General features: G+C 38.4%; 17 protein-coding genes and 1 riboswitch. Of the genes, 14 read left to right on the top strand and 3 right to left on the bottom strand.

What is annotated here, in order from left to right; all coding sequences use genetic code 11:
• Window positions 1-376: 376 nt before the first annotated feature.
• From HU823_RS03940 to HU823_RS03920, 5 genes are all read left to right on the top strand, one after another.
• Window positions 377-1,093 (top strand): response regulator transcription factor, encoded by a 717-nt coding sequence (locus HU823_RS03940; protein WP_066395787.1) that lies wholly within the window; start codon window positions 377-379, stop codon window positions 1,091-1,093.
• The gene (locus HU823_RS03935) at window positions 1,090-2,889 is read left to right on the top strand and encodes an ATP-binding protein (protein ID WP_197221231.1); all 1,800 of its coding nucleotides are present in this window, start codon (window positions 1,090-1,092) and stop codon (window positions 2,887-2,889) included. The genes HU823_RS03940 and HU823_RS03935 overlap by 4 nt, the downstream gene beginning before the upstream one ends.
• Before the next feature lie 113 nt (window positions 2,890-3,002).
• Window positions 3,003-3,186, top strand: a riboswitch (cobalamin riboswitch).
• A 159-nt stretch (window positions 3,187-3,345) separates the two neighbouring features.
• The gene (locus tag HU823_RS03930) at window positions 3,346-3,747 is read left to right on the top strand and encodes a DUF4430 domain-containing protein (protein ID WP_197221230.1); all 402 of its coding nucleotides are present in this window, start codon (window positions 3,346-3,348) and stop codon (window positions 3,745-3,747) included.
• Window positions 3,740-4,270 carry an ECF transporter S component gene (locus tag HU823_RS03925; RefSeq protein WP_197221229.1) on the top strand — a complete coding sequence of 177 codons (531 nt, stop codon included), beginning with the start codon at window positions 3,740-3,742 and terminating at the stop codon, window positions 4,268-4,270. The genes HU823_RS03930 and HU823_RS03925 overlap by 8 nt, the downstream gene beginning before the upstream one ends.
• A gap of 241 nt (window positions 4,271-4,511) precedes the next feature.
• A complete protein-coding gene (locus tag HU823_RS03920; protein ID WP_197221228.1) occupies window positions 4,512-5,324 on the top strand; it encodes a histidinol-phosphatase in 813 nt (270 codons plus the stop codon).
• 54 nt (window positions 5,325-5,378) lie between these two features.
• On the opposite strand, the gene serA is transcribed toward HU823_RS03920, so the two are convergent.
• Window positions 5,379-6,953 (bottom strand): phosphoglycerate dehydrogenase, encoded by a 1,575-nt coding sequence (gene serA, locus HU823_RS03915; protein WP_197193933.1) that lies wholly within the window; start codon window positions 6,951-6,953, stop codon window positions 5,379-5,381.
• 192 nt (window positions 6,954-7,145) lie between these two features.
• The gene (locus tag HU823_RS03910) at window positions 7,146-7,394 is read right to left on the bottom strand and encodes a ferredoxin (protein ID WP_137789014.1); all 249 of its coding nucleotides are present in this window, start codon (window positions 7,392-7,394) and stop codon (window positions 7,146-7,148) included.
• 305 nt (window positions 7,395-7,699) lie between these two features.
• Between HU823_RS03910 and HU823_RS03905 the strand changes: the two genes are divergently transcribed.
• From HU823_RS03905 to HU823_RS03885, 5 genes are all read left to right on the top strand, one after another.
• Window positions 7,700-8,692, top strand: a complete 993-nt coding sequence (locus HU823_RS03905; RefSeq protein ID WP_197221227.1) for a helix-turn-helix domain-containing protein — start codon at window positions 7,700-7,702, stop codon at window positions 8,690-8,692.
• Window positions 8,670-10,169, top strand: coding sequence for a RecQ family ATP-dependent DNA helicase (locus tag HU823_RS03900; RefSeq protein WP_197221226.1), 1,500 nt, complete (start codon window positions 8,670-8,672; stop codon window positions 10,167-10,169). The genes HU823_RS03905 and HU823_RS03900 overlap by 23 nt, the downstream gene beginning before the upstream one ends.
• A gap of 15 nt (window positions 10,170-10,184) precedes the next feature.
• On the top strand, window positions 10,185-10,790 hold the full coding sequence (locus tag HU823_RS03895; protein ID WP_370630020.1) for a CPBP family intramembrane glutamic endopeptidase: 606 nt from the start codon (window positions 10,185-10,187) through the stop codon (window positions 10,788-10,790).
• Window positions 10,780-11,088, top strand: a complete 309-nt coding sequence (locus HU823_RS03890) for a hypothetical protein (protein WP_197221224.1) — start codon at window positions 10,780-10,782, stop codon at window positions 11,086-11,088. The genes HU823_RS03895 and HU823_RS03890 overlap by 11 nt, the downstream gene beginning before the upstream one ends.
• Window positions 11,089-11,287: 199 nt before the next feature.
• Complete coding sequence (locus HU823_RS03885; RefSeq protein ID WP_197221223.1) at window positions 11,288-11,740, top strand: DUF2663 family protein; 453 nt, start codon at window positions 11,288-11,290, stop codon at window positions 11,738-11,740.
• Between the two features lie 6 nt (window positions 11,741-11,746).
• Here HU823_RS03885 and HU823_RS03880 read toward each other — a convergent pair whose 3' ends face one another.
• The gene (locus HU823_RS03880; RefSeq protein ID WP_144699326.1) at window positions 11,747-11,962 is read right to left on the bottom strand and encodes a hypothetical protein; all 216 of its coding nucleotides are present in this window, start codon (window positions 11,960-11,962) and stop codon (window positions 11,747-11,749) included.
• Between the two features lie 175 nt (window positions 11,963-12,137).
• Here HU823_RS03880 and HU823_RS03875 point away from each other — a divergent pair, with 175 nt between their 5' ends.
• From HU823_RS03875 to HU823_RS03860, 4 genes are all read left to right on the top strand, one after another.
• Window positions 12,138-12,890 (top strand): metallophosphoesterase, encoded by a 753-nt coding sequence (locus tag HU823_RS03875; RefSeq protein WP_144699328.1) that lies wholly within the window; start codon window positions 12,138-12,140, stop codon window positions 12,888-12,890.
• A gap of 65 nt (window positions 12,891-12,955) precedes the next feature.
• Window positions 12,956-13,864 carry a MerR family transcriptional regulator gene (locus tag HU823_RS03870; RefSeq protein ID WP_144699330.1) on the top strand — a complete coding sequence of 303 codons (909 nt, stop codon included), beginning with the start codon at window positions 12,956-12,958 and terminating at the stop codon, window positions 13,862-13,864.
• Between the two features lie 102 nt (window positions 13,865-13,966).
• A complete protein-coding gene (locus HU823_RS03865; RefSeq protein WP_144699332.1) occupies window positions 13,967-14,557 on the top strand; it encodes a genetic competence negative regulator in 591 nt (196 codons plus the stop codon).
• Between the two features lie 555 nt (window positions 14,558-15,112).
• The gene (locus HU823_RS03860) at window positions 15,113-16,030 is read left to right on the top strand and encodes a D-alanine--D-alanine ligase family protein (protein ID WP_144699334.1); all 918 of its coding nucleotides are present in this window, start codon (window positions 15,113-15,115) and stop codon (window positions 16,028-16,030) included.
• The last annotated feature ends 234 nt before the right edge of the window (window positions 16,031-16,264 follow it).

The following is a 16,264-nucleotide window of genomic DNA, read 5'->3' as shown; positions in this document are numbered from 1 at the left end:
ACTTCATTGATAAGTTTATTGTAGTGGAAGACGCGAGACTACTACGGGACGAGCGGCCAGGTGGAGACTCCTAAGGGCGCGTAGCGTGCCAGCTACCTGCAATTTCTTCTGGTAAGGCATGCGACGAGAAATCTCGCTTCGATAGGGTTTGCTGGTAGACACAGGAGCACACGTACTTCTTCGAACACCGTTCGCCCCTTGGAAAGCGAGCATCTGTAACGGAAATCAACTACTGAATAAGTTGTATTCAAAACCATCCCTAAGTCAAAAGAAAATAGAGTTACAGCATGTCCGGTTTGTTTAGTGTAGTTGGTTTCATGTATGATAGAGGCAGGAAAAAAATCTTGTTTAACTGATTTTAAGTGGAGGATTGAATATGGATACAGAAGCTAAAATTCTAGTTGTTGATGATGAAGAAAGAATTCGAAAACTATTAACGATGTATCTAGAGCGAGAGAACTACGAAGTTCATGAAGCAGAAAACGGTGAGGATGCGCTACAGATGGCAGTATCCATCAATTTTGATCTGATCTTGCTCGACCTCATGCTTCCGGGTATGGACGGGATTGAGGTTTGTGAGAAATTAAGAGAAAAGAAAGCGACTCCTGTGATTATGTTAACAGCTAAAGGCGAAGAGCTTAATCGGATAGAAGGATTCGAAGCTGGTACGGACGATTATATCGCGAAGCCGTTCAGTCCAAGAGAAGTCATTCTACGCGTTAAAGCTTTGCTAAGAAGGTCTTCACCTACAAAGTTCCTTCAAACCGAGACGGTTGCAAAAAACGTGGTTGTGTTTAAACACCTTACGATCGATCACGATGCTCACCGTGTAACAGCTGGCGGAAAAGAAGTTAACTTAACACCAAAAGAATATGAGTTGTTGTACTATTTAGCAAAGACCCCAGATAAAGTCTATGCACGCGAACAACTTCTTAAAGATGTTTGGAACTATGAATTCTTTGGTGACCTTAGAACAGTTGACACACATGTGAAAAGACTTAGAGAGAAGCTTAACAAAGTCTCACCTGATGCAGCATCCATGATCGCGACAGTTTGGGGAGTAGGGTACAAATTCGAGGTTGGGAATGAATGATCTGGAGAAGTGTAGTTGGTAAACTTTGGATCACGATACTCTTATTAGTTTCAGTTGTTTTAACCCTTCTCACCATTCTCCTTACGCAGTTCTTTGAATCGTTTTACGATGATCAAGCGCGAGATCAATTAACGAAGATGGCTGATCGAGTGATGTTGATTATGGAGAGCGATGAGAATAAAGAAGAAGCAATACGCATCACAAGTGAAATGGCCGAAGCATATTCTATGTCGATCATGATCATAGATGAAAATCAGGAATCCTTTATGTCTGAGAATACTTACGATGATGCACCTTATATCCCTGTCTCTGTTTTTAAAGAGAACGATCAGTTATCAACTGTTGCAGAAAGTGGAAAAAAGATCTACGTAAACGGAGAATTTCCCGTTCTTAATAAAAATGATGAGACGATGCAAAGGATGATTATCTATGGTGAACCATATGGATCAGGGGACAATGCAGGAGCTGTTTACGTCTATCAATCCATCGAGAATGTAGAAAAGACGACGAATCATACCAAGTATCTCATCTTTTTAGCAGCAGGGATCGCAATCATTTTAACTACGATTTTTGCGTTCTTCTTATCTACGCGTATTACCGCCCCACTAAGAAGGATGAGGGAAGCGGCGACATCTGTGGCTAAAGGTGAGTTTGATATGAAAGTACCGATTTTAACACATGATGAGATCGGCGAACTTGGCATGACGTTTAACCGGATGGGCAGACAGTTAAAAAACAACATCACTGCGTTGAACCAAGAAAAAGAGCAGCTAACGAGTGTTTTGAGTTCGATGGCAGATGGTGTGATCACTTTTGATAGAAAAATGAACATTCTTGTTACGAATCCTCCTGCTGATCGGTTCCTACAGGCATTCTATTACGAATCAGGCATGAAGACTGAGGTCAACGGAAACGTTCCTGAGACGGTCAAACAGCTCTTTGGACAAGTTGTTGCACTCGAGAGTGAGCAGATGACAGAGATCGCGATACAAGGCCGTTCGTGGGTAGTCGTAATGACGCCGCTGTATGACCAATCTTTAATACGAGGAGCAGTCGCTGTTCTTCGAGATATGACGGAAGAACGTCGTATGGACAAGCTTAGAGAAGACTTTGTTGCGAACGTTTCACATGAATTGAAGACGCCTATTGCGATGCTTCAAGGGTATAGTGAAGCGATCGTAGATGATATTGCAGAATCTGAAGAAGAGAAGAAAGAGTTAGCAGGAATCATCTTAGACGAATCGAAACGAATGGGAAGACTTGTTAACGAACTCCTCGATCTTGCAAGATTAGAGGCGGGTCATATGAAGCTTCACTACAGTTCTCTTCCGATCATTCCTTTCGCAGAAAGAATCGTTCGGAAATTTCAAGGACCTGCTAAAGACAGAGAGATTCAATTAAATCTTGAATTTAAGAAAAATCTCAAAAGTTTGCAAGAGGAGATGGATATCGATCCAGACCGGATTGAGCAAGTCTTAACCAATTTGATCGACAATGCCATTCGTCATACTTCTCAAGGCGGTTTTGTAAACCTTACTGTAGAAGTGAGCGAACAGAACGTGAAGTTTTTTGTTAAAGACAATGGAACGGGTATTAAAGAAGAAGATCTGCCATTTGTTTTCGAACGCTTTTATAAAGGTGATAAAGCAAGAACAAGAGGAAAATCAGGCGGAACTGGCCTTGGCCTCGCTATTGCAAGAAACATTGTAGAAGCACATGGTGGTCAGATCAGCGTTCATAGTAAAAATAATGAAGGCACGACATTTTCTTTCGTTATTCCGCGAACGTTGAAATAAATTAGCAATACGTCCCGATTAATCTTGTTTCATAAGGAACAAAAGCAGTTGTTAAAAAAGGATTTCACAAATTTCTCCAATATGTTTATAATAGGAATTGTGATTTCATAAAATTTCATAAGTGTTAAACAGGTGCAGTCCTTTATTGGACGAGCTTAATAGGGAAAACGGTTAGATGCCGTTGCGGTCCCGCCACTGTAATTGTGAGGATCCTATAATATCGCCACTGTGAAAACGGGAAGGTGTTAGGAGACGATGATCAAGAGCCAGGAGACCTGCCTGTTTGTTACATGACATGACCTACGAGGATAGGGGGGTGTTTAACAGTACCGGGGCCGGTTGCTGTTTTCTGCCTGTATACTATTAATCTCCTTCGTAGCCGAAGGGGATTTTTTTAGTTGCGTGAAGTAAATTTAGTATCAAACAAAGTGTTTTTATAACAGAAAGAGGTTAATCATGAAGAAATTACTTTTAGTATTAGCAACAATGATGATGATGTTGGTGGGCTGTGGAACGACTGAAACGAAAGAAAAAGCGGATCAGCCGAAACAAGAAGAAACGAAAAAAGAACAAGTAACGGTTCAGATCACAAAGGATAACGGAAAAGAAAAGGTTACAGAAAAGAAAATAGAGATTGCAAAAGATGCGACCATCATGGACGTGATGCAAGATAACTTTGAGATTGAAACTCAGTACGATGGAGCATTTATAAGCAGTATTGAAGGTGTGGCCGGGAGCGAACAGGACAAAACATCATGGTTTTTCTCTGTAAACGGTGAAGAAGCGATGAAGGGTGCTAAAGAAATCACGTTAAAACCTGGCGATGTCGTAGAATTTGATCTTCACAAGTATGAATAAGCTGACAGTAAAAAGAATTACGATCATTGCCTTACTTGCTGCTATTTTAACTGTTGGAAGAATCGCCTTTGCTATGATACCGAATGTTCAGCCGAATACAACGATCCTCATTCTTGCTTCATTCGTACTCGGTCCAGCTCAAGGGCTCTTACTTGCGATATTAAGTACGATCACAACCAATCTATTTTTAGGACACGGCTTGTGGACGTTCGGTCAGATGTTTGCATGGGGGCTGATTGCCGTAATGAGTGCATACATAGGAAGATACCGACATAAGATTCCTTGGTGGTTGCTCACTATCTATGCTGGATTCTGTGGCTTTCTGTTTGGTTTTATCATGTCCGTTCTCTTTGGCGGAATCATCATGCAGAAATTCTGGCCGTATTACTTAGCGAGTCTTCCTTTTGATCTAAATCATGCGATTGGCAACGTAGTATTTTTTATCGTTCTTTACAAACCACTTCTATATGTAATGGAAAATTATATAAATAAGGATGTTAGTCAAAAAGCTGCCTTTGAATAGGGAGCTTTTTTTCTTTAAAAACCGGTTCAAAAAGTTGAAAAGCTGAATAGGATGATAAAGTTGATTTTACTTTTACCTAGGAGGACAAAATGCGAGATTATCTGAACCGTTTTTTTGCTGTGATTTTTTTAATGATGTGCTTAAGCGTCTTATTTATCGGAGGTAAATTGGGAGCATAAACTCTTGAATGAATAAGGAATTCATGGTACATATGGTAAAACGTTTTAAAAAGGAGATTAATATGCTAACAGATTACCATTCTCATCTCGAAAAAGGAACATTAACGATTGATTATCTAAAACAATTTGTAGACACGGCTAAAGAGAAGGGAATACAAGAGTTTGGGATCTCGGAACACGCGTATCACTTTTATGAAACAAAAAACATCGTATCAAAACCATGGATGGAAGAAAGACGCTATTACAAGATGGACGATTATGTGGATCTCTTTAAACGAGCAGATCAGTTGGAAATGGACGTTCGCATGTCGATCGAAATGGATTATACGCCCGGTAGACACGCTGAGATGGAGGCTTTCATAAAGTCCTATCCATTCGATTATGTGATCGGTTCTGTACATTGGGTCGAAGATTTTGGGATAGACCTTGCAGAATACCGAAAAGAATGGGACCGTCGAGATCTTTATGAAACGTATCGTTCGTACTATGATCAAGTTGTAACACTTGCAGAATCAAACCTATTTGATATTGTTGGACATATCGATCTAGTCAAGATATTTAATTATGTTCCGACTGATCAAGAATTTCTTTTCGAACAATATGAGCGCATCACGGATGCGTTGAGTAATTCAAAAACTTGTGTAGAGATCTCATCAGCGGGTCTAAGAAAACCTGTCGGACGAATCTATCCAGAGCCAGAACTTCTTTCACTTTGCTATAAAAAAGGGATACCAATCGTACTCTCTTCAGATGCTCATGAACCTCACCAAGTTGGAGAGAATTATGAGGAGACGATAAAGCTTGCAAAAGAGATTGGTTATACGAAGCTGATGACTTTTCAGGATGGGGAAAGAAAAGAAGTAGATTTAGGATAAACATATATAAAAAAGCTCTGCAATCATCATGCAGAGCTTTTTGCTTTCTCGATATTATAGATCCAAAGGTTTGCACACGAGAAGATCTTCAATGCTCCTGAGCTCTTTCTGAGTAGATTCTGGAAGTTGCGTGTCAAATGTAAGTACCATCATGGCTTCACCGCCAGCTGATTTTCGTCCAACGTGCATCGTTGCGATATTTATGTTGCGTTCTCCTAAAAAAGCTCCTACTTTTCCGATAATACCTGGTGTGTCACGATGTTCGATGTAAAGAAGAGATCCTTGTGGTACAAAATCAACCGTATACCCGTTCAATTTAATGATTCGGCCACCAAAGCCTTTAACAAGTGTCGCAGAAAGAGTGAACGTTGTGTTCAGACCTGTAACCTTTACATGAATGATATTTGGATAACCATGATCATCTGTCCCATGTTTTTCACCGATTACGATTCCTTGTTCCTTTGCAGCCACCATGCTGTTTACATCGTTTACCGGCCGGTCTAATCTTGTTTTTAAGAAGCCACACAAAAAGCTGCGAGTAAGTGATGTTGTATCGGTTTCCGATAATGATCCGCCATAACCGATCGAAATCTCTGAAACAGGTTCTTTAAAGAATTGAGTTGTAAACGAACCAAGAAGATTTGAGAAGTCATAATAAGCAATCAGCTTCTCATACGTATCTTTTGATAAAGAAGGAAAGTTAACAGCGTGTTTTAAAGGTTGATGTAAAAAATGAGATCGGATCTCATCGCTCGCCATGTAAGCTACATTCTTTTGTGCTTGTACGGTGGATGCAGCGATATGAGGTGTAACGATCACTTTAGGATGATCGACTAAAGAGCGACTAACGGGAGGTTCTTGTTCGAAAACGTCAAGAGCGCAGCCAGATAGATGTTCGTTATCTAAGTAGTGTAGAAGAGCTTCCTCATCGATGATGCCTCCACGTGCACAGTTTAAGATAAACGCACCTTTTTTAGCGTATTTTAAGTTATCAAGATTTAATAGTTTATGGGTATCTTTTGTAAGCGGGGTATGAACGGTGATGACGTCACTCTGCTGGATTAACGTATCGAGATCAACAGAAGTAACGGATAGTTCTTTTTGTTTTTCTTTCGGAAAATAAGGGTCAAAAACAAGTACGTTCATGGAGAAACTTTTCGCGCGCTTTGCAAGTTCAGAGCCGATTCTACCCATTCCGACGATACCGAGCGTTTTTTGATAGAGTTCTTGGCCCGTATACTTTTTGCGGTTCCATTCACCTTGTTTTACAGATTGATTTGCTTGTGGAATGTTGCGGACTAATGCCATCATCATGGCCCAAGTGTGTTCTGCAGTTGAAATGGTGTTTCCTTCAGGTGCATTAACGACGAGCACACCTCTTTTTGTCGCTGCGTTCAGATCGATATTATCTACTCCAACTCCAGCTCGTGCAATGATTTGAAGTGCGGGCAGCTGATTCAATACATCTTCAGTAATCTTTGTAGCACTTCTTACCATGATTCCTTGAATGTTTTCTGGTTGAGTAACTTCATCAAGTTTTCCGAAGATCAGCTCAACACCTTCAAGTTTTACTAACGGTTCAACACCTTCACTTGTTATTCCATCACAGACTAATACGGTTGCTGTCACAGTTCCACCCCTTGTCTATCTTTATGAATAGCATCAATATTTTGATAATTTATCACATTCTGACGATAGGTACAACTATGATTTTTAAGATAGCGGTTTCAAAAAAGAAGAAAACTAATTGACAATGAGAATCATCCTTAATAAAATAAATAAAAACCCTCTAATGAAAGAGGGTTCCTGGTAAGATTACAACTATTCGAATTTTAATGCATCACCATCGAATGACTCTTCAGATACTTTGATGGAATCTGTAGGACAGCCTTCGAACGCATCTTGCATATCTTCTAACAATACATCTGGAATTTCAACGATTCCTTGGTTATCGTCTAGAGTTACAAACGCAATTCCTTCGTCGTCATAATCGTAAATGTCTGGTGCTGCAGCTCCGCATGCTCCACATGCGATACAAGTTTCTTTGTCAACAATCGTATACTTTGGCATAATGAATACCTCCTAAGGAATTGAAAAAATACCCGCTTACATATTTAACCATTTTAAATTAAGGGTCTACTAATCATATTGTAATAAGTATCCCTCTACTTTTCAATAGAAAATTAGGACCTCGTCATATCTTTTATTCCCAATCTTCCTCTTAATATAACACTTTTACTCTTAAATTTCCTTAAATCTGATAAGATAGATTATATGATAAAGTGTGGTGATTTATTATTGATATTTGTCATGTTGTTTTATTAGATATCTTTCGAAAAATAAACGGTAGTAGAAAAAGCTCAGGCGTCTATTATATGGTTACTGGAAAGAAAACAGCACAATCATTGTCTGACAGTCAATGGTTTGGCATTGAACGATATTATTCCGCTTTTAAAGGCATGGCACATGATACTTTTACTGAAACCATTCATAGCTTGATAAAAGAAAAGTATATGGAGGCTGTAGAAGACCATGTTTATATCCTTACTGAAAAAGGTGAAGAAATTCTAGAGTGTGAGAATGATAGATTATCATACCTAAAGCATTTAAACGGACTTAAGTATGCCTCAATCGAGAATTCTTGTTGGCAAGTGATTACGTTATATGTACAAGCTCTTTCCAACTCGCTTTATGGTAATTTCAATTATTCACCAGTAATAAGGGACTTCTCAGTAATTCAAAAAGTCAAATCTGTTTTTCCTAAATCAGATTCAGAAAGAAAGGTTCAAGCGGAAAAACTCTATTCTGAAGTATCACGAGTACTGTTTGAACATGATAAGGTATCAGCGGATCTATTTGTTAAGAAATTGTCTGGATACAATAGAATTGGCAGTACATTTGAGCAGATATCCCGGGTTGAAGGCATAAGTCTACAAGAGACTATCCTTCGTTTCAGGGCGGTCTTGCATTCTCTCATACAAAAGGTAACCTCAGAAAAGATTGATCTTCCTATGCTGTACTCCTTAATAGGTTCGTATACAGAAGCTCCACCATTAACGAATTCAGCATCAATAACTTTTAAAATGTTAAAAAGCAATAAATCGATAGACGAAATCATGAGCGTTAGAAATCTTAAGAGCAGCACACTAGAAGATCATCTTGTCGAGATTGCAAGAGAAGTTCCCGATTTTTCGATAATCCCTTACATTGATGAACAAGAATTTTTGAAGGTAAAACACTATTACAGAAAAACGAATGAAACGAAGCTTCGCCCATTTAAAGATGCCTTTCCACATCTGTCATATTTTCAGATCAGGCTAGTACTTGCAAAAGAGGGTGGTAAACATGCAACTGGAAGCAGCACTTAAAGAATTATATGGATTTTCAACGTTTAGATCTGGCCAAAAAGAGATGATTACTGACCTGCTTTCAGGAAATGATGTGTTAGGTATGCTGCCGACTGGAACCGGAAAAACCTTAATCTATCAGATGACTGCACATCTATTAAAAGGAAGAGCACTTATCGTTTCTCCATTGGTATCGTTGATGGAAGATCAAGTAGATCAGTTCAAACAAGCCGGATTCAAAAGAACGGTCGCACTTAACAGCTTTTTAGACCAGGGTGAGAAACAGATCATCCTAAAAAGAATACAAGATTATCAGTTTGTGTTTGTGAGTCCAGAAATCCTTCAAAACCCATACATCCGTTCTATTCTGCTGTCAGTTAGTTGGTCGTTATTCGTAGTCGATGAAGCTCATTGCATCTCAAAATGGGGTCATGAATTTCGTCCCTTTTATCTAGAGTTAGCAGATATGAAAAAAGCGATGGGAAATCCTCTTTGTCTTGCATTAACAGCAACGGCAACAAAAAAAGTACAAGATGATATCCTTCATCATCTAGACATGAAGACTGCAAACGTACATATTCATAGTGTGAACCGTCCGAACATATCTATCTTTGTTGAACGATTTGATGAGCATGATCAGAAAGTGGAGAGAGCAATGGAGCTAGTTCAACAGCTTAAGGGTCCGGGCATCATCTATACGAATACCAGGAATGCGGCAGAACAGCTAGTGAAAAAATTTCAAGATCATGAGATAGAAGGGATCGCTTATTATCATGGTGGCATGAATGCGGATGAGAGACTTCTTGTACAAAAGCAATATCTTGAATCACAGCTGAACATTATTATTTGTACGAATGCTTTTGGAATGGGAATAAATAAACCGGACATCAGATTTGTGATTCATTTTCACACACCCTCTACGATTGAAGGATATATTCAAGAAATAGGGAGAGCGGGCAGAGACTCGAAACCTTCTGCAGCTGTCCTGTTGTATCATCCAGCTGATCTTGAGATACCGTACCATTTTATTGATCAAGAACTGCCTGATCAAGTACAGATTGATTATTTGTTTTCCGATCATGAACAGTTAAAAGAGAATACCTACAGAGAAAATCTGAAACTCGTAGGTTTATCTGAAACAGGTCAAAGGTTCATGGAATATCACTTGAAAAAAGCAGATGTTCTAGATAAACGAAATCTAGATGTTCACGAAAAAAATATGCTGATCTCGACAATAAAACTCACGATAGAGAATAGAAAAGCTGATAAAATAGATGCATTGAAGGCGATCGAAAAGTGGGCAACAAGTAATGAGTGTAAACGAAGCGGATTGCTGAGATATTTCGGAGAATCCGGTCCTGAACAAAATTCAATGTGCTGTGGTCATTGTGGAACAGACCTTTCTTACTTTTATGGAAAGCAAGCGTCACGCAACACTTCTTATGGATTATGGGAAGATGAACTAAGACGACTTTTAAGACAGGAAGTGTTCAACTAAAGTATGAGAAATTCTGTGAAAAACAATTGGATCGACCAGATCACACCGAGAGAACTCTTGTTAAACGTCTATTTTTCACAAAGTTTGTTTATGATAGCGGCGTTTGGACTTGCATTCTTCTTTAACGTATCATTTCCATGGGTGTTGCATGACCTTGATCTTTCGATAAACGAATGGCTGCTTGCGATAAGTACAGGATTGTTCCTTCCATTTTTATCAATTCAGTTAAAAAAGAGGTTGCCGGAAGAAACGTTAGATGATGGCGGAATTAACGAAAAGATTTTTGGTTCTCTCTCGTATATCCATATCTTTTTTTTAACAGGCATAATTGCTTTTGCTGAAGAGTGGCTCTTCCGCGGAGTCCTTCAATCACTTTTAGGTCTATTTTTAACGAGTATTATTTTCGCTGTACTGCATGTTCGTTATATAAAAAAACCTCTTCTATTTAGTATCGTTTGTGGATTAAGCTTTTGGCTAGGTATGATCTATGAGATGACAGATAACATTTGGGTACCTTTCATAGCTCATTTCTTGATCGATTTTATTTCTGGATGCTGGATAGCGAAACAAAACAATATCATTGACAGCGAGAGTAGGAGTGTGGAACTAGATGAAGAGTGATCAGGCGGAGAGTTTGAGAAATAAAACAGCAGATCATACCACTGCTGCTGTTCAACATGTTCATTCCTTGCCTTCAAGAACAGAAGTGCACGGGAAAAAGAGAGAAAACGAAAGAAAACAAAAAAATGCTAAAAAAGAAAAGAGAAATACAACTTTTTTAGTTACTCGAATACTCTTAGCTGCTTTTATTCTTTTGATCGGAATAACAGTGACTTATAAATTGTGGTCAAAAGATCTTTATATCCCTGTACAGAGTGAAGATCGAGAAGGTGTTGAACAAGTAGAGATCGAGGATTAAAGACCGCCTGGTTAAGTATGTCCAGACGGTCTTTTTTTGATTGTAATATTCTTTTATTCGATTCCCTTAAAACGAATTTTGGTGTTTATTTATCGTCTGCTTAAGAATGAAACGAAGGGCTTGTTACACGGACTAGCAATTATTAAAAAGCATGAATCTGCTTGTATAGGCATAGTTATGTGTACAGGAGGTTATGCGAATGAATGCACTGAATCACTGGAAGATAAAGCCCTTTGTTAATGAATTGACAAGTATAGTGTTAGCACAGCTTGTTGATAAAAAAGCTGAAAAAGACAAGTGGAAAAAAGCCATCAACCAATGGGGATTATCGATGATTTTTGTTGTACTAGCAACCTTCGTCTACCTTTACTACTATAAGCTTCCAACAGCCTCTAGATTTTCAAATCCATTAACGTTGTTATTCTCTGATGAAATGGTATGGATCTGTACAGGTTTTATTATTTTTGCGAGCTTTTATATGATCTGGATGAAAAAGAAGTACAAAAAAGCTGATGATGATTTTGAAGCGATCAGAAAAGATTTTATAGATCGTAACGAAGAATGGTGGAGTGATGAGGAACAATGGAACCAGAGGCACGTCGTTTTTGAATTTATGAAACATGAATATAACATAAATATTCTTCACAAATAATGAGATTTACTGACAGGGGCAGCCAAAAAATAAACAAGAATCTCGATCGTGGTGCTGACCTTGGATAACAACGGTCATTTCACAAAAATGATCGATTCTTCCAAATGCTAGCGTTTCGTGTTTTTCCATGCAATACACTTCTATAGGAAGACCGAGTCGCATGCTATAAGACAGCTCCGGATCTGTCACGAGAGATTTATTCTTCAATTTAGTTAATGTCATGATGTTTTTCCTCTCCTCTTATTTTGGTTAATCATGTAAATTAATCATACGTGAAATTTACATTTTTTTCAACAAATCTTTTTAAATATTCAAAAAATTAACACAGGGTCCATTCTACTTAGGATGCCGAAAGAAAATATGATATGATCATTTAAATTCATATCAGGAGGACACAATGATCTTTTTATATTTATTCATTTTAGCTGGTATTTCGCTAATACTATATATGTATATTGAAGCGCATCGAAATCGTGTCATTCACGATTCCATCAAGATTGCAAAACTGCCAAAGTCATTTGAAAATTTTAAGATCTTTTTTATTTCTGATGTTCATAAGCGGGAAATATCGGAAAAGATTATTAAAGAATCTGGAAAAGCTGATCTCGTTGTAATCGGTGGTGACCTTGTTGAAAAAGGAGTTTCAATGAAGAAGGTAGAAGATAATATCAAGCGCCTTTCAACGATTGGACCTGTTTTCTTTGTATGGGGTAACAATGATTACGATGTAGATACGAAACAGTTAGCTTTCACGATCGAAAATGAAGGTGCAAAGATTTTAGACAATACTAACGTCTGCATTAAAAGAAACCATGATGTTATCGACTTGGTTGGAGTAAATGATACATCCCTGGGTTTTGCCTCTCTGAAAGATGCACTTAAAGAATGCCAAACTTCTTGCAGGATATTAATTAGTCATAATCCTGATATTTCAAAACAAATTAACGGTGAAGATAACGTCCAGCTTGTTTTAACGGGGCACACGCATGGAGGACAAATCCGTGTTGGACCGTTCGGAATAGCAAAAAGAGGCGGCTGGTATGAAGAGTTAACACATACCTTATTAGTGAGCAACGGATATGGAGCAACACATCTACCTTTACGATTAGGGGCACCTAGTCAAACACATTTGATAACCTTAACGCGGTAAAAAGTTTACATTACAACGTTTTATTCGATATACTCTTCTTAACTTATTTATTGGAGGAAGAACGGATGCCTAGTGAAGGGAAATATAACATTAAAGCGGTTTCGAAGATGCTCGGCATTCAAGCAGGAACTTTAAGAGCTTGGGAAAGACGCTATTCAATCGTAAAGCCAAACAGAAATGAAGCTGGCCATCGACTTTACACCGACGAGCAAGTTTACATACTAAAATGGCTAGTGAATAAAGTGAATCAAGGTTTTACGATCAGTCAAGCGGTTGATGTTGCCCAAAATGGGGAACTTTATAAAGAAGCAGCTCCTTTTTCAATTGAAAATACAGATCGTGCAGCCGAAATGGGTAATTTGATTCTAGATGCTCTTTTATCCTTTCAGGAGAAGAAAGCAAACGATCTTTTGAGCCAAGCTTTCAGTATGTATAATTTGGAAAAAGTCATTATTGATATTTTGGGTACATTATTAGTACGCGTAGGACACCTTTGGGAAGAACAGAAAATTACTGTTGCGCACGAACATTTTACTTCATCCTTTTTACGTAGTAAGATTGGACAACTTATTCAATGGCTGCCTTCTGATCCATATTTACCAAAGGTTATTGCTGCGTGCGGATTAGATGAGGAGCATGAACTAGGGCTTCTGATGTTTACACTGTTCTTAAGAAGAAAAGGATTTGAAGTTATATACTTAGGACATGGAATACCAAAACGAGACTTTGAGGTTGTGATGAAAGAAGTAGAACCTAAGATGGTATTTTTCTCGTGTACGATCGCTGAGAACTCTAATAAAACCTTGGAGTGGGCAAACAGCCTGAAAAAAGAATTTCCGAATACCGCAATTGGTGTTGGAGGTGCAGCGATCAATCATATCTCTTCAGAAACGCAAGAGAAGTACGAGTCATTCTTAATTGGCAATACGAAGTTAGAATGGGACGACTGGATTGCTCAGAAGCTGAAAAATTAATAGCCTAGGTTTTATATTTTGTTGGATGTTTATCACCAACTTTTTGCAAACTCATATATTGATATTAAGACATAATAGCGCCGATCGTAAGGGGGACCAGAGATGCGGGTAGAACGGTTAACCTATAACAAAATAAAAATCTTCCTAACTTTTGATGATCTGAATGAACGTGGTATTTCTAAGGAAGAAATATGGCAGGATATTCCTAAAGTACATCAGCTCTTCCGTGACATGATGACTGAAGCTGATGATGAAGTAGGATTTAAAGCTGATGGTCCTATTGCGGTTGAAGTTTTTTCACTTCCAGCTCAAGGTATGGTCGTAATTGTTACAAAAGGAATAAACGAGTATGAACTTGAAGAAGAATATGATGAAGATTATATAGAGATGCAAGTGACGTTAGATGAGAACGATGAGATTTTCTATGAGTTTTCTTCTTTTGAAGACGTTATTTTACTTGCAAAACGCCTACATTCTTTAGAGATTAAAGGTGGTACTCTGTATTCGTTTAATAATCACTTCTATTTAAAGTTTGAAGAAGATGAGGTCCAGCCAGTAGACCTTGATCTGTTCATTGCTCTTCTTGCTGAGTTCGGAAGCTCCTCGACGATTACGAGCTATCGAGTTATTGAGTATGGAAAAGAATTAATGAAGTCCGATGCAATAAGCGAACTGTATCGGTATTTTAAGTAACTGCAAAAGAGAGGGGCGCAAATTTTTGCGTCCTTATTTATTTTTGCGAAAAGCTTTTTTTAAATACTGTTGACTACTCGGTTTTTGTTCCCCTCCAATGCAAGTTGATTGGAGCGCAAGGTTGTCGACTCCTATGGGACGAGCGATCACTTTGAAATGTGGAAGTGGCTCGTTCAGCCCCGACCAGCAAAAGTTGAATGGTCTATTTAACTTCTTGACCGTTAAACTTTTGACCTCGAAGGGCTAGCCACTGCAACTAGACAGGTGAGACACTTAATGGCGAATAGCGGCAAGGGGCTCACCGATCGCCCCATGGAAAGCGAACAACCTGGAGCAGAAAATAACCATTAGCATAGCTATAATTTAACTTAAAACAGTCTTGAAAACTCAAACAGCTTATAGATTAAACATAAACAAAAATGTCATGTATATATCATTGTGATTTTAGAGACAAAACGTGTTATGATTATTAATATTTTTTACATCCACTGAACCGATATAACGGCAGGGAATATAATATATACATAAACTTTTGGGCTAGGAGTGACCATTAAAATGAAAATAGCAGTATTATATGGCGGTGTTTCTGCTGAGAGAGAAGTATCCTTATCAACAGGAAAGCAGATCATCTCTGCGCTTGAAAGCAAAGGTCATGAAGTAACAGGAATTGACTTTCATCCTTCTCGACTTAAAGATTTGTTAGAACTTGAAGCTGACGTTGTATTTTTAGGTCTTCATGGAAAGTATGGAGAAGATGGAAGGTTACAAGGTCTTTTAGATATGATGGAAATTCCTTACGTAGGTTCAGGTGCTCTAGCATCAGGAATTGCTATGGATAAGGCTAAATCCAAACAGTTCTTTAAAGACGCAAACATCAATATCGCAAAAGAGAAAGTTCTTTACAGAAAGTCTTATGATGAGAACCAGTTGGAACTCTCTTTTGATTTTCCAGCTGTAGTAAAGCCGAATAGAGAAGGATCAACTATCGGTCTTACTATCGCTCAAAATCATGATGAACTATTAAAAGGAATCGCCGAAGCATTCCTTCATGACGATACGATTCTTGTTGAACAATTCGTAAGCGGGAAAGAGGTTACTGTAGCTGTTATGGGGGAACATAACAACTATAAAGCGCTTCCTGTCGTCGAGATCGAACCTAAGAATGCTTTTTATGACTATGAGTCTAAGTACGCAGAAGGTGGAAGTATCCACTATGTTCCTGCAAGACTTGACGAGAGTACAACGGCTAAATTACAAGAACAAGCAGTCCGTGCTCATGAAGTTTTAGGCTGTGAAGTGTATTCGCGAGTTGATTTTATCGTTCCACACGACGGTTCAGAACCAGTTATCTTGGAAGTAAACACGTTACCAGGCATGACACCGACTAGCCTGTTCCCTGATGCAGCGAAAGAGATCGGAATGGACTATCCTTCAATGATTGAAAAATTAATCGAGCTATCTTTAAAAAAGTAATAAAGAAAAATTAACGTGGTCTCCACCTCTGTTAAAGAGGTGGGGATTACATAATAAAAGCAGTGGACAAGCACTATAGGTATATTGGCAGAAAATTAGCTATTTTCTCAACAGTCCGTGACTTAAGAAAGCGTTTACTTTTTAGGTGAAAATCACTAATTTTCTCTTCTCTTTGCTTATACAAAGGTGTATACTGACGATGAAGCTTGACTAAACTCTAGAGGTGACGAATAT

It is taken from the genome of Fictibacillus sp. 18YEL24 (genome assembly GCF_015903855.1).
In the GTDB taxonomy this organism is placed as follows: domain Bacteria; phylum Bacillota; class Bacilli; order Bacillales; family Fictibacillaceae; genus Fictibacillus; species Fictibacillus phosphorivorans_C.
Note: the sequence above shows the minus strand (reverse complement) of the source record. Positions and strands in the feature narration are given on the sequence as shown.